This window comes from Hyphomicrobium sp. CS1BSMeth3 (assembly GCF_900117415.1).
In the GTDB taxonomy this organism is placed as follows: Bacteria; Pseudomonadota; Alphaproteobacteria; order Rhizobiales; family Hyphomicrobiaceae.
In genome coordinates, this window is record NZ_FPEI01000006.1 from 2341793 (window position 1) to 2361188 (window position 19396).

General features: G+C 62.9%; 21 protein-coding genes. 9 read left to right on the forward strand and 12 right to left on the reverse strand.

Features of this window, described 5'->3' with window-relative positions; all coding sequences use genetic code 11:
* Positions 1-24 precede the first annotated feature (24 nt).
* The 5 genes from CS1BSM3_RS25835 to CS1BSM3_RS25855 all read left to right on the forward strand — a co-directional run bounded on the left by CS1BSM3_RS25835 (position 25) and on the right by CS1BSM3_RS25855 (position 4747).
* Positions 25-996, forward strand: a complete 972-nt coding sequence (locus CS1BSM3_RS25835) for an ABC transporter permease (RefSeq protein WP_072392852.1) — start codon at positions 25-27, stop codon at positions 994-996.
* Positions 993-1865 carry an ABC transporter permease gene (locus CS1BSM3_RS25840; RefSeq protein ID WP_072392855.1) on the forward strand — a complete coding sequence of 291 codons (873 nt, stop codon included), beginning with the start codon at positions 993-995 and terminating at the stop codon, positions 1863-1865. Before CS1BSM3_RS25835 ends, CS1BSM3_RS25840 begins: the two co-directional genes overlap by 4 nt.
* Positions 1862-2857, forward strand: coding sequence for an ABC transporter ATP-binding protein (locus CS1BSM3_RS25845; RefSeq protein WP_072392858.1), 996 nt, complete (start codon positions 1862-1864; stop codon positions 2855-2857). Before CS1BSM3_RS25840 ends, CS1BSM3_RS25845 begins: the two co-directional genes overlap by 4 nt.
* Entirely contained in the window at positions 2854-3882 is a 1029-nt protein-coding gene (locus tag CS1BSM3_RS25850; protein ID WP_072392861.1) for an ABC transporter ATP-binding protein, read from the forward strand. The genes CS1BSM3_RS25845 and CS1BSM3_RS25850 overlap by 4 nt, the downstream gene beginning before the upstream one ends.
* 217 nt (positions 3883-4099) lie before the next feature.
* A complete protein-coding gene (locus tag CS1BSM3_RS25855) occupies positions 4100-4747 on the forward strand; it encodes a VOC family protein (protein WP_072392864.1) in 648 nt (215 codons plus the stop codon).
* Between the two features lie 109 nt (positions 4748-4856).
* On the opposite strand, the gene CS1BSM3_RS25860 is transcribed toward CS1BSM3_RS25855, so the two are convergent.
* From CS1BSM3_RS25860 to CS1BSM3_RS25870, 3 genes are all read right to left on the reverse strand, one after another.
* A complete protein-coding gene (locus CS1BSM3_RS25860; protein ID WP_072392867.1) occupies positions 4857-5546 on the reverse strand; it encodes a Crp/Fnr family transcriptional regulator in 690 nt (229 codons plus the stop codon).
* A 176-nt stretch (positions 5547-5722) separates the two neighbouring features.
* Entirely contained in the window at positions 5723-6322 is a 600-nt protein-coding gene (locus tag CS1BSM3_RS25865; RefSeq protein WP_072392870.1) for a UbiX family flavin prenyltransferase, read from the reverse strand.
* On the reverse strand, positions 6319-7851 hold the full coding sequence (locus tag CS1BSM3_RS25870) for a UbiD family decarboxylase (RefSeq protein ID WP_072392873.1): 1533 nt from the start codon (positions 7849-7851) through the stop codon (positions 6319-6321). The genes CS1BSM3_RS25865 and CS1BSM3_RS25870 overlap by 4 nt, the downstream gene beginning before the upstream one ends.
* A gap of 108 nt (positions 7852-7959) precedes the next feature.
* Here CS1BSM3_RS25870 and CS1BSM3_RS25875 point away from each other — a divergent pair, with 108 nt between their 5' ends.
* The 3 genes from CS1BSM3_RS25875 to CS1BSM3_RS25885 are packed head-to-tail and all read left to right on the forward strand — an operon-like array spanning position 7960 to position 10453.
* Positions 7960-8541, forward strand: a complete 582-nt coding sequence (locus CS1BSM3_RS25875) for a ubiquinone anaerobic biosynthesis accessory factor UbiT (protein WP_083528907.1) — start codon at positions 7960-7962, stop codon at positions 8539-8541.
* Between the two features lie 20 nt (positions 8542-8561).
* Entirely contained in the window at positions 8562-9539 is a 978-nt protein-coding gene (locus tag CS1BSM3_RS25880) for a ubiquinone anaerobic biosynthesis protein UbiU (protein WP_210188863.1), read from the forward strand.
* A 23-nt stretch (positions 9540-9562) separates the two neighbouring features.
* Positions 9563-10453, forward strand: a complete 891-nt coding sequence (locus tag CS1BSM3_RS25885) for a ubiquinone anaerobic biosynthesis protein UbiV (RefSeq protein WP_072392882.1) — start codon at positions 9563-9565, stop codon at positions 10451-10453.
* 48 nt (positions 10454-10501) lie between these two features.
* On the opposite strand, the gene CS1BSM3_RS25890 is transcribed toward CS1BSM3_RS25885, so the two are convergent.
* From CS1BSM3_RS25890 to CS1BSM3_RS28860, 8 genes are all read right to left on the reverse strand, one after another.
* Positions 10502-11941, reverse strand: a complete 1440-nt coding sequence (locus CS1BSM3_RS25890) for a pyruvate carboxylase subunit B (RefSeq protein WP_072394592.1) — start codon at positions 11939-11941, stop codon at positions 10502-10504.
* A gap of 58 nt (positions 11942-11999) precedes the next feature.
* A complete protein-coding gene (locus tag CS1BSM3_RS25895; protein ID WP_072392884.1) occupies positions 12000-12992 on the reverse strand; it encodes an ABC transporter substrate-binding protein in 993 nt (330 codons plus the stop codon).
* A 54-nt stretch (positions 12993-13046) separates the two neighbouring features.
* Positions 13047-13799: an ABC transporter ATP-binding protein gene (locus tag CS1BSM3_RS25900; RefSeq protein WP_072392886.1), complete on the reverse strand. Its 753-nt coding sequence runs from the start codon at positions 13797-13799 to the stop codon at positions 13047-13049.
* A 10-nt stretch (positions 13800-13809) separates the two neighbouring features.
* Positions 13810-14637 carry an ABC transporter permease gene (locus CS1BSM3_RS25905; protein ID WP_210188832.1) on the reverse strand — a complete coding sequence of 276 codons (828 nt, stop codon included), beginning with the start codon at positions 14635-14637 and terminating at the stop codon, positions 13810-13812.
* Between the two features lie 123 nt (positions 14638-14760).
* Positions 14761-16140, reverse strand: coding sequence for an acetyl-CoA carboxylase biotin carboxylase subunit (accC, locus tag CS1BSM3_RS25910; protein ID WP_072392892.1), 1380 nt, complete (start codon positions 16138-16140; stop codon positions 14761-14763).
* A 4-nt stretch (positions 16141-16144) separates the two neighbouring features.
* On the reverse strand, positions 16145-16657 hold the full coding sequence (gene accB / locus CS1BSM3_RS25915) for an acetyl-CoA carboxylase biotin carboxyl carrier protein (RefSeq protein WP_072392895.1): 513 nt from the start codon (positions 16655-16657) through the stop codon (positions 16145-16147).
* Positions 16654-17478, reverse strand: a complete 825-nt coding sequence (locus CS1BSM3_RS25920; RefSeq protein WP_174263793.1) for an IclR family transcriptional regulator — start codon at positions 17476-17478, stop codon at positions 16654-16656. Before CS1BSM3_RS25920 ends, accB begins: the two co-directional genes overlap by 4 nt.
* A gap of 231 nt (positions 17479-17709) precedes the next feature.
* The gene (locus CS1BSM3_RS28860; protein ID WP_280174775.1) at positions 17710-17838 is read right to left on the reverse strand and encodes a hypothetical protein; all 129 of its coding nucleotides are present in this window, start codon (positions 17836-17838) and stop codon (positions 17710-17712) included.
* Between the two features lie 169 nt (positions 17839-18007).
* Between CS1BSM3_RS28860 and CS1BSM3_RS25925 the strand changes: the two genes are divergently transcribed.
* Complete coding sequence (locus CS1BSM3_RS25925) at positions 18008-18304, forward strand: hypothetical protein (RefSeq protein WP_072392901.1); 297 nt, start codon at positions 18008-18010, stop codon at positions 18302-18304.
* A gap of 72 nt (positions 18305-18376) precedes the next feature.
* Here the strand turns inward: CS1BSM3_RS25925 and CS1BSM3_RS25930 are convergent, their stop codons facing one another.
* A complete protein-coding gene (locus tag CS1BSM3_RS25930) occupies positions 18377-19198 on the reverse strand; it encodes an alpha/beta fold hydrolase (protein WP_072394595.1) in 822 nt (273 codons plus the stop codon).
* Positions 19199-19396 lie beyond the last annotated feature (198 nt).

The window sequence follows — 19396 nt, forward strand, 5'->3', positions numbered from 1 at the left end:
CAGTATCGAGGTGGACCGACTGTCATGGCGCTCACCGCTTTCCTTCTGAAGCGCTTGAGCTACGCGGCGGTGCTCGTGCTCGCGGTGCTGGTGCTGAATTTCCTGCTGATCCGCTTGGCGCCAGGCGATCCGATCGAGACGCTCGCCGGCCAAATGGGCGGCATGACGGAGGAAATACGTGCTGAGCTGCAGCGCGCTTATGGCTTGGACAAGCCCTTGCCGGCCCAACTCGGCATCTACCTGTCGCGTGCTATCAGCGGCGATCTCGGCCATTCGTACTTCTTCAATCTGCCGGTAACGCAACTGATCCTCGAGCGGGTGCCCGCCACTCTGCTTCTTGTCATGACGGCCTTGTTCCTGGCTGTGCTGGCCGGCACGACGCTGGGGGTGATGGCGTCCAGGCGCCCGAACGGTCTGCTGTCGCAGATCATCACGGTCGTCTCCGTCGTAGGCTATTCGGCGCCCGTCTTCTGGACCGGGATGCTGTTGATCATCCTGTTCGCGTCGATCATTCCGATCCTGCCTGTATCGGGGATGAGGGCTGCAGTCGTCCGGCAAGGTGTGTTCGCTGATATGCTCGATGTGGCGCACCATCTCGTGTTGCCGAGCCTTTCCCTCGCCATCGTCTATCTGGCGCAGTATGGCCGGTTGACACGCGCCAGCATGCTCGATGTGCTGGGTGCCGACTACATCCGCACTGCGCGCGCGAAAGGACTGACGGAGAATACCGTCTATTTCCGCCATGCCCTGCGGAACGCGCTACTGCCGGTGATCACGATCGTCGGTCTGCAGTTCGGCAACATGCTGGCTGGCGCGATCGTGGTGGAGACCGTCTTCAACTGGCCCGGTCTCGGCCGTCTGGCGTTCGACTCCGTGCTCCGGCGTGACTATCCGACTTTGCTGGGGCTCCTTTTCTTTTCCTCGTTGTTGGTAATCGTGGTCAACCAGCTGACGGACATGTGCTACCGCCTCGCCGATCCAAGGATCAGGACATGAGCGCCAACTCACGGCCTGCACACGGTGAGCATCCGACGCGGGAAGCACTGCGCATGTTTGCGCGCAGCCCGGTGGCGGTGGTCGGCTTCGCGCTTCTGGGGGCGATCGTCGCCCTGGCCTTGCTCGGCCCGATGCTGATGCCCGCCGATCCGTTCGACATCGTTGCGGCACCGCTTTCTCCGCCGAGTTTCCAGGAGGCGCTGCTCGGCACCGATCAACAAGGCCGCGATGTTTTGACGGGCATCGTGCATGGAGGACGAGCAACACTCGCAGTTGGGCTGTCGGCCGCGCTTGTCTCCGTCCTCATCGGCATCACCGTTGGCGCCATTGCCGGTTTCTTTGGGGGCACCATCGACGAAATTCTGATGCGGGTGACAGAGTTCTTCCAGGTGCTGCCCGCACTGTTGTTCTCGATGGTTCTCGTGACGCTTTTCACGCCGACGCTGATGACGATTGCGCTCTCGATCGGCGCCGTCAGCTGGACTGCGACCGCGCGGCTCACTCGTGCCGAATTCCTGAAACTGAAGGAGCTGGACTTCGTCGCCGCTGAGCACGTGATTGGCGCCGGAAAGGGCCGCATCATCTGGGGCGTCATCCTCCCAAATGCCTTGCCGCCCCTCATCGTATCCGCGACCTTCGCGATCGGCACAGCGATCCTGTTCGAGGCGAGCTTGTCGTTTCTCGGTTTGGGGGACCCCAATCGCATGAGCTGGGGCCTCATGATCGGCTCCAGCCGGTCCTATATCCTCAGTTCCTGGTGGGCCGTCACGTTCCCTGGATGCATGATCTTTCTCACTGTTCTCGCCGTCAGCCTGATCGGCGATGGCCTGAACGACGCGCTCAATCCCAAGCTGAGGGAGCGCCGATGACCGCTGCCGGTCTGCTGCGGATCGAGGGGCTGTCGGTGGAGTTCGGCTCCGGCGACAATCTCGCGCGCGTGTTGAACGATGTCGCGTTCGAGATGAAACCTCGCGAAACGCTGGGCATCGTTGGCGAGTCCGGGTGCGGCAAGAGCATGACAGCGCTGGCGATCATGCGTCTCGTTCCCAACCCACCGGGGCGGATCAGTGCGGGTCGCATCGTGCTGGGAGGCGAGGACCTCCTGCAGGCAACCGACGCGCGCATGCGTGACATCCGCGGCAATCGGATCGCGATGATCTTTCAGGAGCCGATGACCTCGCTCAACCCGGTTTTCACGGTGGGCAGCCAGATTGCCGAATCGTTGACGCTTCATCTCGGTCTCAGCGGTGCGGCGGCGCGTGCCCGCGGTGTCGAGCTGCTCAAGGCGGTCGGAATTCCGTCGCCCGAGCAGCGCTTCGACGCGTATCCGCACCAGCTCTCGGGAGGTATGCGACAGCGCGTCATGATCGCCATGGCGATCGCATGCGAGCCCGAGTTGCTCATTGCCGACGAGCCGACCACGGCGCTGGATGTGACCGTCCAGGCGCAAATTTTCGATCTGCTGCGATCCATCCAGCAGGCGCGCGGCATGGGCCTGATCCTGATCACGCACGACATGGGCGTAATCGCCGAGATGACGGATCGGGTCGTCGTCATGTACGGCGGACGCGTCGTCGAGCAGGGCGCCACGCGCGACGTGCTCGCCCGGCCCGCGCATCCCTACACTCGAGGTCTCGTTGCCTGCGTCCCCACCCTCGAGATGGACGGCGATGGCGAGCCCGCCGACCTGCCGGAAATTCCCGGCGTCGTTCCCTCGATCTGGGAGTTGCAGACCGGCTGCCCATTCGCCGATCGATGCAATGTCGTGCTGCCATGGTGTCGACAAGAGATGCCGGCGGCGACTCTCATCGGAGTGGCGCATTGGGTGGCTTGCTGGCAGCGACAGGAGGGGCGGCCATGACGGCGCCGATCCTGGAGATCAAGGATCTGCAGGTTCACTTTCGGCGTCGGCGGCTGAACCCCTTGGCGCAGCCTGAGGTGGTGCGCGCGGTTGACCGTGTGTCACTGACATTGAACCGAGGCCAGACCGTCGGTCTGGTGGGCGAGTCGGGGTCGGGAAAGACGACGGTGGCGCGCGCGATTTTGCGGCTGGTGCCGACCACTGCCGGCAGCATCGAACTTGATAATACACGGCTCGACGAACTTTCGGGTGGTCGGTCGCACGAGAACCGGCGGCGCATCCAGTACATATTCCAGGATCCCTACTCGTCGCTCAATCCTCGCGTGCGAGCGGGCGACATCGTGCGCAGTCCGCTCGATGTCATGAATATCGGCGATCAGGCGTCGCGCGACGCGCGCGTCTCCGAACTGTTCGAGGCGGTGGGGCTGAGACCGGAGCAGCGAGGCCTGTTTCCGCATCAATTCTCCGGCGGTCAGCGACAGCGGATCAACATCGCACGCGCCCTGGCGCCTGATCCCGATCTCATCATCTGCGACGAGCCGGTGTCCGCGCTCGATGTCGCAATCCGCGCTCAGATCCTGAACCTGCTGCAACGGTTGAAGCGCCAGCGGGCCATTACCTATCTGTTCATTTCGCATGATATGGCCGTGGTTAAGCACATGGCGGACGAGGTTGCCGTCATGTATCTGGGCCAGATCGTGGAGAAGGCGCCTCGTCGATCGTTCTTTTCGGCGCCGCTGCATCCATACAGCCAGGCGCTCCTATCGGCGGTGCCACGGGTCGGTGTCGGCACCGCCGGGTCGGCGGGTCGTATTCGCCTCAGTGGCGATCCGCCGAGCCCCATCGCTCCGCCACCAGGCTGCCGGTTTGCGCCACGATGTCCAATCGCCGAATCCCGCTGTCATCAATTGCCACCCGAGCTCCGCGAACTGGCTCCAGCTCACTCCGTTCGCTGCCATCTGATCGAAAACCGAGGCGGGGCGCCCGTGTCACCCATGTCGGAATGGGTTGCCAAACACGATTGAATTTTACTTCCGCAAACAAACCGGCGTGAAAAAGCGACTCTAGTGGGATTGAGCGCCGGGTGCTCCGATCGCTACGCAGAGACGGGCCAACAAGGGGCATCGCCGCCGTTGACAATCCGCTGTCGGCGCTGGCACTGTGGAACAGTTGCAGTAGGGCGCATCGGTCGAGGCCGAAGGGGCTATGCCCACCTACGATTCGTGAACCGTAGTTGCGCCCATGCCGAACCTTGAAAACCTGAAGAAGCAGGCCAAGCAGTATCTGCGCTGGCATCGTGAGCGGTATCATCCAGTCGCCGCGGAGATCAGAGCTTCGCTACCTCGATTTCAGCACCTGGATGACTATCAGGTGTTGGAGGCGACGTTCAAGCTCAGCGACGCGCAGGAGCTTGTTGCTCGCCAATTAGGGTTCGAAGGGTGGCAGGCGCTCAAGGCAGGAGCCCTAGCCGTGAACACTCAAGTCAAGCAGGTAACGACACGTCCGATCCTCAGCAGGACGGAAGCCGTACTCTACGTCGCTGACTTCAGGGCGTCGTGCGAGTTTTTCACTTCTAAACTCGGGTTCGCAGTCGAGTTTGCCTACGGCGATCCGCCGTATTACGGCTTGGTCAAGCGCGACCATGCGCGGCTTTGCCTGCGGCTTGTCTGCGAGCCTGTCTTCATCGGAAATATTCGCCAGCGCGAGCAGTTGCTGTCGGCCTCGATCACGGTAGACTCGGCAACAGAGATCAAGCAGCTCTTCTTGGAGTTCCAATCCGCCGGCGTGAGCTTCCACCAAGGGCTCAAGAAAGAGCCTTGGGGCGCGCGGAACTTCATCGTCCTCGACCCTGATGGCAATCTCATCTTGTTCGCGGGCCCCGCCGATTGAACACAACTCCGGGCAATGAGGCGAAGGCTGCTGCTGAACCTTCGCCTTGTTCCGCTAAGGGTCAATTCCCGCCACCGGCGTGCGACGGAGGGGCGAGCGGAACCGCCGATCAGCTCTCGACGGAGCTCTTCTCGACGAAGGCAACGAGCGTGGCGACGTCAGCAATAGAGACGTACTCGTGATCGACGGAGACGCCGAGATTGCGCAGCCGGCCGATCGCGCGCGAGAAACTCTCGGGCTTCATGCCGAGGCGATTGGCGATCAGCGCCTTCTCGTAGGGCAGAACGACCACGCAGGAACCGCGGCGCGTGCGGCACTGCTGGATCAGGAAGTCAGCGATGCGCTGCGGGGCGGACAGCAGCTTGATCTGCTCGATCTGCTCGACGAGGAACTTCAGGTGGTGGGACGCCGAGGCCAGCATGCAGAGCGCGAGGTCCGGGTTCTCGCGGATACTCTTGCGCAGGTTCTCCCCGTCAATTTTCAGCAAGCGCGACGGCGCCACCACCTCGGCATTGGCCGGATAGCGGCCGCCGAGAAACATGGCGGCCTCGGCAAAGGTCTCGCCGCGCCGGAACATGCCGACGACGGCTTCGCCGCCCTCCGAGGTGAGACGCGCGATCTTCACCCAACCCTCGAGGATGACATAGAAGGCATCGGCCGGATCGCCTTGCTGGAAGAGCAGCGCGCCCTTCTCGTAGCACCTCGGCCCTGACGATCCCACGAGCCTCGCGGTGACATCCTTTGGAATGCGTCCAAAGAGCGGCGTCGATCGGACGAGGTGCCAATCCTCAGGCTCCATCGGCGATGCGTTGCGGATCAGTGGCCCACGCCCCTCTAGCCCGTCTGCGCCGTCCGTTACGCGACGGCGCGCGACAGAAAGCAGCTTGATCGATACATTTTTGTATGCTGGCTGTTGGACGTGGGGACTTTGACGCGGATCAAACCGCAGCCCCGCCGACTATGTCTTCGCCGTCGTCATTCTCGAGAGGGCTGCTCACCAGCATGGTCCGCCCACGCGCGTGGGCGCGGCGCGCCGCGCAGGCGCAGCAGATCTATGGTGCGCAAGGCAATCTGATCCACGATATCAGACAGCCGCTCGGGCAGGAGATAGAACGCCGGCACGGGTGGCGCTATGACGGCGCCGAATTCCGTGACGGCGGTCATGGATCGCAGATGGCCGAGATGCAGCGGACTTTCGCGCGCCACCAGAATGAGCGGCCGGCGCTCCTTGAGATGCACATCGGCGGCGCGCACGATCAGGTTGTCCGCGATCCCGCTGGCAATGCCTGAAAGCGTCCTCATGGAGCACGGCGCGACGATCATCCCCGCCGTCGCAACAGAGCCGCTCGCGATTTCGGCACCGATGTCGTCGCTCGGATGGCGCTTGGCAACACTGCGCTCGAGACGAGCGACAGCGCCCGGGCCGATCTCGATCGCCAATGTGCGCAAGGCGGCGGGCGAAATGACGAGATGTGTCTCGATCTCGGGGAGCTGAGAAAGAATCTCGGCAATGCGCACGCCAATGGCAGCACCGGATGCACCGCTGATGCCGAGAACGACACGTTGGCGGCTCACCGGTCGCCTCCATTGGCCGAGATCTTCACGCCATCCAGGCCGAGCTCTGACCACATGCGCTCCACGCGATCCACCACAGCCCGATCCATGTGCAGTGGGCGCCCCCATTCCCGACTTGTTTCGGCGCCGATCTTGTTCGTTGCGTCGATGCCGAGCTTTCCGCCAAGCCCGCTCTGCGGTGACGAAAAGTCGAGGTAGTCGATCGGTGTCCGATCGAGGATGACAAGATCGCGCCCGGGATCCATGCGCGTCGACAGCGCCCACAGGACATCACGAGGATTGCGCACGTCGATGTCGTCATCCACGACCACGATGATCTTCGTGTAGGAGAACTGCACCATCATGCCCCAGAGCGCCATCATCACGCGGCGCGCCTGACCAGGATAGCGCTTGCGCATCGAGACGACGGCCATGCGATAGGAGCAGGCATCGGGCGGCAGCCAGCAATCGACGACCTCGGGGATCTGGCCGCGCAGGATCGGGACAAAAAGCTCATTGAGCGCTTCCCCGATGATCGAAGGCTCGTCGGGAGGACGTCCAGTGTAGGTCGAAACGTAGATGGGTGCGCGCCTGCTCGTGATGGCGGTGACCTGCATCACGGGAAAATTCTCGACCGCATTGTAGTAGCCAGTGTGATCGCCGTACGGGCCTTCGGGCGCGGTCTCATCGGGCGAAACAGTGCCCTCGATCACGATTTCGGCGTCGGCCGGCACCATCAGCGGCTGCGTCACACATCGCGCAAGGCGCGGCCGCTCGCCTCTGAGAACACCCGAGAAGCGCAGCTCGGACATGCCCTCAGGCAACGGCAGAACCGCCGAGAGCATGGTTGCCGGATCAGCACCGATGGCGATCGCAACCGGCATCCTCTGGCCCGTGGCGGACCAAAGCCGATGATGTGCTGCGCCGCCGCGATGCGCGAGCCAGCGAATGATGGCCCGATCGCGATCCAGCACCTGAACGCGATAGACGCCAGTGTTGTAGCTGGCGAGATTGTCCGAGCCTGGCGTGCGGGTAATGACGAGTGGCCAGGTGATCAGCGGCGCCGGCTCACCGGGCCAGCAGGTTTGAACCGGTAAACGCGCAAGATCGGCGTTCCGATCGGTGCAGATTTTTTCCTGCACCGCGGGGCGGCCGACGATCGACGGCTGGGCGCTGAGCGCCGCCTTGACGAGCGGCCAGCTTTTTCGCAACCCCTTGAAGCCATCGATCGGTTCGGGCTGCCGCAGTCGCGCCAGCAGGTCTCCCAGCGCGGATATCCGCTCTCGCGGCACGCCCAAGCCCCATGCGACGCGCTCGATTGATCCAAAGAGATTGACCAGCACAGGCATTTGGGCCGCCGCACCATCTGCTGTGTGTGCATTTGTGAAGAGCAAGGCTGGCCCGCGCTGCTCGAGCACGCGCCGGTGGACTTCAGTCATCTCATGAACGGTGGAGATGGGTGCATCCACCTTCGCCAGGCGGGCCGAGGCATCGAGAAAGTGCAGAAATGCGCGCAGGTCGCGAAAGTGCGGCAGTTCGCGAAAGGACATGGTCCCTCCCAGCAGGGGTCCACGTATCTCGGGCGGAGAACTGCACTACGCCTTGACTTTGGTTAAGTGCTCCCGCCGCGACATCAGCTAGTGGAAGATGCCTCGCGTATGGCAGCGGGCGTATGTGGAGACATCATGTTTACTTTGTCGTTCAGACGTGATTTCCGCGTTCCGGATGTCGTCTCTTCGGCACTGCGCCCGCTGCCTCTGCTGCCGCTCGAGATTTTCCTGCAACAGCTCGCGAGCAATATCGTCACGCGTCACCCCGATATCCTCACGCGTATTGGCCGTACGGATCTGCTGCGCTTCGGCATCGATCCGACCGATGTCCCATTTGCCATCGAGATCGAGCTGCGTGACGGCGTGGTGGGCGTGCATCTGCGTCGCGAGCTCGATGAGCAATCCCAGCACGCGCGTATCAGCGGAACACTGGCGGCGCTGATGCGGCTCGTCGACGGCGAGGCCGATGGCGATGCGCTGTTCTTCTCGCGAGAGATCGTCGTGACGGGCGACATTGCAGCGGTTCTGGCACTACGCAACGCCGTGGATGCTGCCGAAATCGGGATCCTGCGGGAGGCCGCCGCGCTGATCGGATTGTGGATCAGCGAACCGGGACGGTTGCTGCGAGGAATGCTCACAGATGAGCCGCGCCGGGAGCGACGGGCGCAAGATGAGCGGTTTCGACAATGACATCGAGCGCGGCAAACGATCTGGAGCTCATCTGTCCAGCGGGCACGCCTCCAGCGCTGCGGGTCGCCGTCGATGCCGGCGCCCATGCCGTCTATTGCGGTTTCCAGGATGAGACCAACGCCCGCAACTTCCCCGGACTGAACTTCAGCCGTGCGGACATGGCAGCCGCCATCGACTACGCGCATCAGCGGAACTGCAAGGTCTTCATCGCGGTGAACACGTTTCCGCGGGCCGGTGACGCAGCCCTATGGCGACGCGCGATCGACGATGCCGCGGCCCTCGGCGCGGATGCTGTTATCCTCGCAGATATCGGCCTCCTGGCCTACGCAGCCGAGCGCCAGCCCGACCTTCGTTTGCATCTTTCCGTTCAAGCGGCGGCCTCGAGCCCCGAGGCCATCCGCTTCTATACCGACACATTCGGCGTGAAGCGCGTCGTTCTGCCCCGCGTCCTGAGCGTTGCCGAGATCGCGGACATCAATGCTGCCGTCGCCTGCGAGACGGAAGTGTTCGTTTTTGGCGGCCTGTGCGTGATGGAGGAAGGGCGATGCTCGCTTTCCTCCTACGTCACCGGCCGATCTCCCAATATGCACGGCGTGTGCTCGCCGCCGAGCCACGTCAGCTATCACGAGGCCGATGGGAGCTTCGTATCGCGCCTCGGGAATTTCACGATCAACCGCATCCCGGCGCGGCAGCCTGCTGCCTACCCCACGCTGTGCAAGGGAGCTTTCCGGGCAGGAGGCACGGTCGGTCAGGTATTCGAGGACGCCGTCAGTCTCGACGCCAGCAAACTTCTTCCTGCTCTGTCACGCGCTGGCGTCAAGGCGCTCAAGATCGAAGGCCGACAGCGCAGCCGTGCCTATACGAGAGCTGTCGTCGGAGCGTTCCGCGCCGCATTGGATGCCATGGCGAACAACACCGAGATCCCCCTCGGCATTCTGCTGCAACTGAGTGAGGGACAGAGCGCGACCCACGGTGCGTACGTCAAGACATGGCGTTGAGGCGCCGCGAAGGAGTGCATTCCATGCAGAGCACCACGCTGACTCTCGGGCCTGTGCTGTTCAACTGGCCGGCTGATCGCTGGCGCGACTTCTACTTCCGGATTGCGGACGAAGCGCCGGTCGACCACGTATGCATTGGAGAGGTGGTGTGCTCCAAGCGACAGGTCTTCTTCGCCGAGGTTCTGCCGCAGGTGATCGAGCGCCTGGAACGTGGCGGCAAGGAGGTTCTGCTCAGCTCGCTCGCCTTGCCGACGCTCAAGCGCGAGACGCGGCACGACGCGGAGCTCCTCAATGGGCGCCATATGGTCGAGGTCAACGATGTCTCGCTGCTTCCGTCCGTAGCGGGGCGGCCTCATGCCATCGGCCCGTTCGTCAACATCTACAATGAAGGCACGCTCGCCTTTCTTGCCAGCCGCGGGGCGCGGCTCGTCGCGCTGCCGCCGGAGCTTCCGAGATCCTCGATCGAGGCTATTGCTTCTGCCCTGCCGGATGTCACGGTCGAGGTCTGGGCTTTCGGGCGCACGCCGCTTGCCATCTCCGCACGCTGCTATCATGCGCGCGTACATGGCCATTCGAAAGACTCATGCCAGTTCGTTTGCGATCGGGACGCGGATGGGATGACCGTAGAGACGCTCGATCACGAGCCGTTCCTGGCCGTCAACGGCGTCCAAACGCTTTCGTATGCGTTCTGCAATCTTCTGAAGGAAGCCAACGATCTGGTCGACACCGGCGTCTCGTCCCTGCGGCTGTCGCCACACACATGTGACATGGTGGCGGTCGCGCAGCTCTTCCGCGCGGTACTGGACGGCCAGCGCGATGCCGATGAGGCCTTCGCACTCAGCCACGATGCGTGCCCGTCTGCCACCTTTGCGAACGGGTTTGTGCATGGAGCCGCGGGCGCGCTCTACGTTTGAGGTCCTTGTCTGGCCCGATGCCTAGGGCTGCGAAAAACTGCGCGGGTGTCAGCTCAGGGCCAGCCCGCCCGTGGAAAAGTGCACTCTGGCGACACGCCGCCTGCTTAGCTCCTGCACGAGCCTGACCAGCGGCGCCTCGAACAGGTACTCGGTCTTCATCGCCCCCGCCGCCCGCATTTCATCGACCTGCGGGCCGGCAAACATGAAGCGCAGCAAGCGCTCGTCGTCATCGGCCTCGGGATACTGGCGGCGCAGCTTCTCGACGGCCGGTTCGAGGGGAGCCGGCTTCAATGGGATGCTGGGCGAGCCGTTGGACACGATGCGATCGAGAACGTCCGGGTCGACGGGCGCGAGCAGTTTCCCGAAATAGCCCAGGGCGTACTTCTTCACTTCGTCGGGGACGGTCCGGTAACGCTCGCCCTGCACGACATTGAGGACGGCCTGCGTGCCGACGAACTGCGCGAAAGGCGTAATGAGGATCGGGAAGCCCAGCTCGCGCCGGACGCGCGCACATTCCTCGAGAAGCTTCTGCAGAAGGTGAGAAAGCCCCGCCTGCGCGAGCTGCGAGCGGAAGTTCGACATCATGCCGCCGGGAATCTGATGCTCGTAGTGAAAGGCGTCGTATTCCTGCGGCGTGCCGAGCGGCTTTCCCTCCTGCATCGCGACGCGGCGGAAATGCTCGCCCACTTCGTCGACGAGTGCGTCGTCGATATTCACCGTATAGCCGAGTGCCCGCAGGTTCTTGACCGTCGATTGCGTCGCGGGCTGCGCATTACCATTGGCGAGAGGCGCGATCGACGTATGCACCATATCGGCGCCGGCCTTGATGCCCTCGAGATACACGAGCGGCGCGACGCCCGTCATGCAGTGGCTGTGTAGCTCGAGCGGAACATTGCCGATGACGGCCTTTATGGCCGGGACAAGCGTTCGAATGCGGTCGACGGTGAGCAAACCGCCGGCGTCCTTCAACCAGATCGCGTCGACCTTGCCGCGCTTGATGAGATCTTTGGCTGTCCTGATGTACAGCTCGTCGGTGTGGACCGGCGACAAGCCATAGGAGAGGGCTCCGAACGTTTTCACGCCCAGGCGCCGAGCCACGTTGATCGTCGTGAGCATGTTGTCGACGTCGTTGAGGCCGTCGAAGGTTCCGACCTCCCGGAAGCCGTTGGCCACCAACCGCTCCACCCATAGCTCGACGATGTCGTCAGGCAGGACGTCGAAGGCGACGAGATTCTTGGAGCGCGTGAACGAGCTGAGCGGCGTTTGCGTCATGCGCTGACGCATCAACCTCATGCGCTCCCAGGGATCCTCCTTGAGATAGCGCACGCAGACGTCGAACTGGATCGTGCCGGCGAGATCTATGCGCCTGAAGCCGATACGATCCATGCGTTCTGCGATCGGCAGCATGTGGGCCGTCGTCATACGAGTCGCCCAAAGGCATTGGTGCGCATCGCGCAATGTGGTGTCAACGACGGCTATTTCGCGCATATGATCTCCGAACTTCACGACGCGTTGGCGGCCGGTGGGGCCGGCCGCCAAGCTGCTCCTACTTCAGTGATGCCTCGGCCTTCTCGAGGAAGGAGTAGTCGAGATATTTGCCGATCCACCCATCCACGTCCTTGACGAGATCCTCGGGAATCTTGCCTTGCTGGGCGATCGTCGTCATCCAGAGGCGCGTCGACGCCATATCCAGACGCGGTTGCGTCAGATCGACCGATTTCAAGGCGTCCAGGTTGATCGGCAGCGAACTCGGATCATTCATCTTTTTCGAGACCAGCTCGGCGGTCTTCTGATCGCCGTTGGCCTTGATCCACTGAATCCCGCGCAATGTTGCACGCACGAACTTCTGAACCGTCTCCGGATTTTGCTTCGCGTACTCGGGCGTGAACGCGAGCTGGAGGCTCTCCGAATTCGGGATCGGCGGCATGCGCTGGATGTAGTGCAGGAGATCCGGCGCCTTCGCCACGGCGGCTGCCGACGCCGGCTCCCACCCGATGAATGCCTCCACCTCCCCCTTCTGGATCATGATGGCGACATCAGTGATCTTCGCCGGCACGTGCTGGAACTTGATGTTCTGCGAGCGCTGTATGTAGCTCAGCACGGCATCATGAATCGTGCCGAGGCCGGGCGTGCCGACCTTCTTCCCGTCCAGCTCCTTGACCGACTTGTACTGCTTCTTGCCGATGATCGGGGCGTTGCCCTTCGTCACCGACATCACGATCCTCAGATCGCCGCCGCGCGCGACGTACTGCATGAACGGGACGATGGCCGCCATGACAGCGTCCAGGTTCTTGATGTCCAGCAGGGCCGAGGGACCGTTCGCGTATGTCTTGCGATCGATCTTTATGCCCTCTTCCTGATAGTAGCCGTTGAGCTCGGCGACCCAAACGGCCGCATAGTCGACCTCGGAGCCATTCTGATCGGCCAATCGGATCGTCTTCATCGACTGTGCCGCCGCCACGCCGGCGCCGAGTGTTACGGCGGTCGGCATGAGTGCGGTTGCTGCAATGCCTTTTAGTGTCGTGCGCCGCGTATGCATCGTAGTCCTCCTTGCTCCCTGGTATCCGGACCGCTCTTTCCTCGGCCTTCTTCTTCAATGCGAAGCGTGCAGCCACTGCACGCACTTCGAGCGGATCTCTGTGAACTCGGTCGACAGCGGATCGCGCGGATGCTGCAGTGGAATGGGCAGCTCCGCCACGATGCGCGCAGGCTTCGCGGACAGTATGAGCACGCGGTCGGCGAGGTAGACCGCTTCCTCCAGATTGTGCGTGACAAAGATCACGGTCCGCTTCATGTGGCGCCAGATGTCGAGCACCTCACGCTGCATGTGCTCTCGCGTCGGCTGATCGAGACTGACGAACGGCTCGTCCATGAGAATGAGATCGGCCTCGGTCGCGAAGGCCCGCGCGATGGCGACGCGCTGCTTCATGCCTCCCGATATCTGGTGCGGGTAGTAGTCCTCGAAGCCCTTGAGCCCCACGATGTCGATGATGCTCGCCACCTTCGACCGCACCTGATCCGACGGCGCCCCCTTGATGTTGAGGCCGGTCGCCACGTTCTCGGACACGGTCAGCCAGGGAAAAGTCGACGGCTCCTGAAAGACGAAGGAGATGCTGTGCTTCTTCGGATTGGCGGGCGTTCCGTCAATGTGCACATGACCGCTCGAGGGAACGAGAATTCCCGCGAGCATGTCCAACAGCGTGGTCTTGCCGCAGCCGGAGGGTCCGCAAATGCAGATGAACTCATTCGCAGCCACGCTGAACTTCAGACCATCATGGACCGTCAGTGGACCGTAGCGGTGCGAAGCATCGACATCGACTTTGGCCAGTGAGATCGGAGCGTGCATCGGTTCTCTCCTAGAGGCTGACTTGCCAGCGCCAACGGAAGAGACGCCTTTCGATGAGCAGAAGCACCTCGTTCATGAGAAAGCCGATGAGACCGATGAGAAGCATGCCGACAATGACGTGCGGGACCATGATCAGCTCTGCGTAGTTGATCATCATGCGGCCGAGACCCGTGGAGATGCCCCCCGCAAGCTCCGCGGCAACAATGGTCAGCCACGCCGTTCCGAGACCAACCCGCATGCCCGCCATGATGTCCGGCATCACCGTCGGGATGACGACGTGGCGGAGAATCCAGAGCTTGCTGGCGCCGTGCACGATGCCGACTTTCCGATGGATGGGCTCGACGCGCGCAACGCCGACGAGCGTGGATGTGAAGATCGGGAAGAAGGCGCCGAGGAAGATCAGGAAGGCGAAACGCGTAAGGCCCGAGAAGAAGATGATGGCGAGGGGAATCCAGGCGATGGGTGGAATGAATCGGAATGGCTCGATGACGGCGCGCGTACCTGCGTAGAGCTTGGGGTAGAGGCCCATGAGAAGGCCTAGCGGCACGGCAAAGATGACGCCGAGGCCAAAGCCGACCAGCACACGCTCAATGCTTGCCCAGGAGTGCTCCCAGAGCGAATGTCCGGTTGTATCGCCGCGCGTGGCGAGCTGAATGAACGCATCGACGATCTGCATCGGCGCGGGGAAGAACGGCGAACCTACAGCGCGCGAGGCGAGCTGCCAGATCACCAGTGCGATCGCCAGCGATAGGACGTTCCATGCGACGATCCTGATGCCCGCGCCCATGGCCTCGGGCATGTCAGATCGACCGGCATCTCCCTTTGTTGTCGCGGCCATTTTGGCCTCTTCCTCCCATATCGATTTGTGATTTTGATGCTACCTGCCGGGAGACAGGCGTACGCGTTGGCGCTGTGCCCTCCAGGAGCCGGCAGGGATCAGCACGTGTGCAGCTTCCAAGCATCAGGCCGCTCCAGCCTGCTTGAGCGATGGCAGGAAGGTCTCCTCGACCCACCGCGTCGTCACGGCAGCACCTGCGAAGTCCCGATGCGCCAGCACTTGCTGATGAAACGGGGCCGTGGTCGGCACGCCTGAGATCTGCAGGCGCCCGAGCGCCTCCTGCATGCGCTGTACGGCTTCGTGGCGATCCCGGCCGTGCACGATGATCTTCGCCAGAAGCGAGTCGTAGTACGGCGGCACGAGATAGCCGGAGAAGCAGTGCGTATCGATCCGCACGCCCTCGCCCGCGGGAGCGACCCACGTCTGAAGGCGCCCTGGCCGCGGCGCAAAATTCGCGCTCGCATCCTCCGCGTTGATGCGGCACTCGATGGCATGACCGGAGAGCGCCACTTCCTCTTGCGTGAAGGAGATTGGCGCGCCGGCCGCCACGCGGATCTGCTCGATCACCAGATCGCGCCCGGTCACCATCTCGGTAACGGGATGCTCGACCTGTATGCGCGTATTCATTTCCAGGAAGTACCAGCGCTGCGTGTCGTCATCGAAGACGAACTCGACCGTACCTGCACCGACATAGCCGACATGCCGGGCCAGCCGGACGGCCGCATCGGCAAGCTCCTGGCGCAACTTTGCATCTATCACCGGCGATGGCGCTTCCTCGATCAGTTTCTGATGCCGGCGCTGCGTCGAGCAATCGCGCTCGCCCAGATGCACGATGTTCCCGTGCTTGTCGCCGAGGACCTGAATTTCGATATGCCGCGCACGCTCGATGAATTTCTCGACGTAGAGCGATGGATCGCCGAAAGCGGCCTGGGCTTCTGCCGCGGCGGCCGCAAGCTGTGAAATGAACTCCTCGTCCCGGCGCACGACGCGCATACCGCGTCCGCCGCCGCCGGCACTGGCCTTGATCAGCACCGGATAGCCGTGCGTCCGTGCGAACGCGCGCGCGCTGTCGGGATTGTCCACGCGCCCCGAGCCGGGCACGCGAGGAACACCCACTTCCTCGGCCAGCTTTACCGCGGACAGCTTGTCGCCCATGACCTCGATGGCCTCGGGCCCGGGGCCGATAAAGGTAAGGCCTGCCTCGGCGCACATGCGTGAGAACTGGGCGCGCTCGGACAGAAAGCCATATCCGGGATGAACGGCCTCGCAGCCCGTGCCGGCAGCGGCGGTCACCAGCAGCTCCGGTCGCAGGTAGCTCTGTGAGGCCGATGCCGGACCGATACACACCGCGCGGGTCGCCATGCTGGCTGCAAGGCTGTCGCGATCGGCCTCGGATACGGCAACGACGCTCTCGATGCCGAGTTGCTGGCAGGCGCGCACGACGCGAACGGCAATCTCGCCGCGGTTGGCAATCAGGATCCTCTTGAAGGGCGCGGCCGCCATGCGTTCAGCCCTTGCTCGGCTTGACGCAGATCAGCACCTGATCGAATTCAACGAGCCCGCTGTTCTCCGCACATATCTTCACGACCTCTCCATCGACGCCCGCGCGTATCGAATTGAAGAGCTTCATCACCTCGATGAGACAGACGGTGTCGTCCGCCTTCACGCGCTGTCCGACCTCCACGAAGGGCTTCTCGCCAGGCGCCGGTGCGCGATAGAAAATGCCGAGCATGGGCGCCCGAATGGCAACCGCTCCGGGGGGGATTTCTGCCGAGGCCGTGGAAACAGCGGGCGCCGCGGGCACGATTTGCGGCGCCGGCGCATTGTTTGTGCTTGGCGGCGGCGATGCCTGAGGCGCCATCGGCATCGGCGCGCTGATCGAGCGGCCATTGCCGTTTCCTTCACGGACGACGTGAAGTCGAAAGCTGCCGTGCACGATCTCGATCTCATTGAGATGCTCGGCAGCATCAATGATCTTCAGGATGCTCTCAACATCGCTGTGCGTCAGCTCTGTGCTCATTTCGGAGTTCTCTTTCTCACCGATGCCGCGGAAACGCTCTTCGATTTCTTGGGGCCTGCCGGCGCTCCACCGCCGCGCGCCGTGGGCCGGCTTCGTCCAAGCTCATCGGAAATGAGGCGCGCTGCCGCCTTGATCTCGGGGAGGTGCTGCTTGAGCTTGTCGAGGGGCAACGTGGCCGTGGGCGCCATGACAGCGAGGCCGGCAACGGTCTGGCCTGTGCTGAGTTGAATAGGTACTGCGAGACAGTTGACGCCCAGGATCAGCTCCTGATCGTCCACCGAGTATCCGAGCTTGAGGATTTCGTCGAGATGACGTGAGAAGCGGCTCGCCGTCGTGATCGTATTCTTCGTGTAGCGCTCGAACGGCGCGCGGCACATGACGGCATCCCGCAGCTCCTTCGGCCCGAATGCGAGCAGCAGCTTGCCGCTTGCACTGCAGTGCACGGGCATCGGCATGTCGCCGCTGATGTTGATGCGCAGCGGCGCCGTCGAATCCACCCACTGCACGAACGAGAGGTTGCCCGATTTCAGAACGACGAGATTGACGCGCGCTTCCAGGCGCTCGGCAAGCTCGCTCATGATGCGGCGCCGATAGCCGTGCACGGCGCTGTTCCGCAATCCCTTGAGGGCAATATCCTCGAACGAGTAGCCGATCTGATAGCGCAAGGTCAGCGGATCCTTGGCGATGTAGCCGGCCGCCTCCAGAGCGCGCGCGAGACGGTGGGTCGTCGGCTTGGGCAGATTTATCGCGCGGCTCAGCTCCGCCAGCGCCGGGGCTTCCTGACTTGCGGCGACGTGCGCCAGGAGCCGGAGTGCCTTCATGACCGGCGATCGATCTGCAAATTCTGAGGCAGTGATCATTTCATTCATTGGAACGATATGGCTCCATAAACGAGACACATAAACTAACGTTGCGATCGCATGTCATGTCAAGCGCCTCCAATGCCGTGACGTGCCTCACCCGTGGATGCCTTCCTGACTGTTTTGATGCGCACCGGCGAAGCGCCGCGACGTCTGGCAGATTGCTGCAGCGCAATGACCGACCGTCGAAATTCACGGCACGAGAACGAGGAGCATCACAAAGGCCAGGGGAAGCGCGAGGCTTTTGCGGCGGCCTCGCTCGCCGGCTCGATGGATCAGCATGAGAATGCGACCGTGCGTGAGCGGCATGAACACGGTCACGACCTTCCCCGGGCAAGGTAAATGGCCCGGATCGCCCGGTTCGGGAATTTGGCGCGCTCCCGTTGTCCGACATCGGACTAATGCAGATTATCCGCGGCAGGACACTGGAAAAGGCGAGCCGGCCGTACAATATAGTTGGGTAATGCCAACTGAACTGGAGGTGTGCCCAATGCTATCGCGTCCATCCCCCCGGATCGCCACGATTGTTGGGCTGGGTGCCCTGCTGATGGGCGCCGCTGCCACCATGCAATCGGCATCTGCCACCGACAGACGCGGCTATGTCGATCGGTCCATCGATGCCGAGCATCGGGCGAACGCCGATGCGGCATGGCAGCGCCGCGAGCTCGATGCCGCAAGGCAATCGCTGTCGGCAGAGGCCCGGGCCCGCGAGACCGAGGAACGCGCACGCGCAGTCCAGCGGCGCATTGAAGAAATCGGACGAAGTGCCCGTCCCACGTCGCGGTAAAGGGCGCTCGGCCGAGAAAAACACCCGAAGGGGCTGAGCGGCCCCTCCGGGCGCTTGGCGTCTTTCCCGCTCTCAGGCCTTGAGGAAGGCCAGCAGCTCCTCATTCACGACGTCCTTGAGCGTCGTGCACATGCCATGCGGCGCGCCCTTGATGATCTTGAGCGTCGCACCCTTCACGATCTTCGAGGCCGGGATCGCCGCAGCCTCGATCGGCACGATCTGATCATCATCGCCGTGCAGGAAGAGGGCCGGAACATCGACCTTCTTGAGGTCCTCGGTCGTGTCCGTCTCCGAGAATGCCTTGATGCAGAAGTAGCAGGCCGGGAATCCAGCCATCATGCTCTGCAGCCAGAAGGCGTCCCGAACGCCCTCTGAGACTTTCGCGCCCGGGTGATTGTAGCCGTAGAAGGGTATCGTCAGATCCTTGAAGAACTGCGAACGGTCGGCAAGCACGCCCGCGCGGAGCTGATTGAAGACATCGATCGGCGTTCCTTTTGGATTGGACGGCGTCTTCAGCATCAGCGGCGGAATGGCGCCGATGAAGACCGCCTTCGCGACGCGCGAGGTGCCGTGGCGGCCGATGTAGCGAGCAACTTCGCCGCCGCCCGTCGAATGACCGACGTGCACCGCGCCCTTGAGATCGAGCTTCTGCACGAGCTCCGCAAGATCATCTGCGTATGTGTCGAGGTCATTGCCGTGCCAGGGCTGGTCCGAGCGACCGTGGCCGCGGCGGTCATGCGCGATGACGCGGTAGCCTTTCGAAGCGAGATAGAACATCTGGTCTTCGAACGCGTCGGCGCTCAGCGGCCAGCCGTGACTGAAGACAACAGGCTGCCCCGTGCCCCAGTCATTGTAGTAGATCCGCGTGCCGTCTTTGGTTGTGATGGTCGGCATGATCGTGCTCTCTCTCGTAGAGTTGGGATCATCGATTTCCGAGCCGGACGAGCCGGGCTCTGAAATTCTGATGTGGGCGGCGCTTTTGGCGACGGCAATGGCCGGCCGCATCAACATCGGTCACGCGCGCCGGGTGCGAGCTCGGCAGCTTCCGCTCTCCGCCGTTGCGCATCGCTCTCGATGACGGATATGTAGGCA

What these genes read in the sequence shown, in the direction of transcription:
- CS1BSM3_RS25850 (WP_072392861.1), top strand. Translation starts at nt 2,854, where the DNA reads ATGACGGCGCCGATCCTGGAGATCAAGGATCTGCAGGTTCACTTTCGG.
- accB (WP_072392895.1), bottom strand. Translation starts at nt 16,657, where the DNA reads ATGAGCACAGAGCTGACGCACAGCGATGTTGAGAGCATCCTGAAGATC.
- CS1BSM3_RS25925 (WP_072392901.1), top strand. Translation starts at nt 18,008, where the DNA reads ATGCTATCGCGTCCATCCCCCCGGATCGCCACGATTGTTGGGCTGGGT.
- CS1BSM3_RS25875 (WP_083528907.1), top strand. Translation starts at nt 7,960, where the DNA reads ATGGCAGCGGGCGTATGTGGAGACATCATGTTTACTTTGTCGTTCAGA.
- CS1BSM3_RS25870 (WP_072392873.1), bottom strand. Translation starts at nt 7,851, where the DNA reads ATGTCCTTTCGCGAACTGCCGCACTTTCGCGACCTGCGCGCATTTCTG.
- CS1BSM3_RS25855 (WP_072392864.1), top strand. Translation starts at nt 4,100, where the DNA reads ATGCCGAACCTTGAAAACCTGAAGAAGCAGGCCAAGCAGTATCTGCGC.
- CS1BSM3_RS25885 (WP_072392882.1), top strand. Translation starts at nt 9,563, where the DNA reads ATGCAGAGCACCACGCTGACTCTCGGGCCTGTGCTGTTCAACTGGCCG.
- CS1BSM3_RS25860 (WP_072392867.1), bottom strand. Translation starts at nt 5,546, where the DNA reads ATGGAGCCTGAGGATTGGCACCTCGTCCGATCGACGCCGCTCTTTGGA.
- CS1BSM3_RS25930 (WP_072394595.1), bottom strand. Translation starts at nt 19,198, where the DNA reads ATGCCGACCATCACAACCAAAGACGGCACGCGGATCTACTACAATGAC.
- CS1BSM3_RS25895 (WP_072392884.1), bottom strand. Translation starts at nt 12,992, where the DNA reads ATGCATACGCGGCGCACGACACTAAAAGGCATTGCAGCAACCGCACTC.
- CS1BSM3_RS25835 (WP_072392852.1), top strand. Translation starts at nt 25, where the DNA reads ATGGCGCTCACCGCTTTCCTTCTGAAGCGCTTGAGCTACGCGGCGGTG.
- CS1BSM3_RS25840 (WP_072392855.1), top strand. Translation starts at nt 993, where the DNA reads ATGAGCGCCAACTCACGGCCTGCACACGGTGAGCATCCGACGCGGGAA.
- CS1BSM3_RS25845 (WP_072392858.1), top strand. Translation starts at nt 1,862, where the DNA reads ATGACCGCTGCCGGTCTGCTGCGGATCGAGGGGCTGTCGGTGGAGTTC.
- CS1BSM3_RS25900 (WP_072392886.1), bottom strand. Translation starts at nt 13,799, where the DNA reads ATGCACGCTCCGATCTCACTGGCCAAAGTCGATGTCGATGCTTCGCAC.
- CS1BSM3_RS25920 (WP_174263793.1), bottom strand. Translation starts at nt 17,478, where the DNA reads ATGAAGGCACTCCGGCTCCTGGCGCACGTCGCCGCAAGTCAGGAAGCC.
- CS1BSM3_RS25890 (WP_072394592.1), bottom strand. Translation starts at nt 11,941, where the DNA reads ATGCGCGAAATAGCCGTCGTTGACACCACATTGCGCGATGCGCACCAA.
- CS1BSM3_RS25905 (WP_210188832.1), bottom strand. Translation starts at nt 14,637, where the DNA reads ATGGCCGCGACAACAAAGGGAGATGCCGGTCGATCTGACATGCCCGAG.
- accC (WP_072392892.1), bottom strand. Translation starts at nt 16,140, where the DNA reads ATGGCGGCCGCGCCCTTCAAGAGGATCCTGATTGCCAACCGCGGCGAG.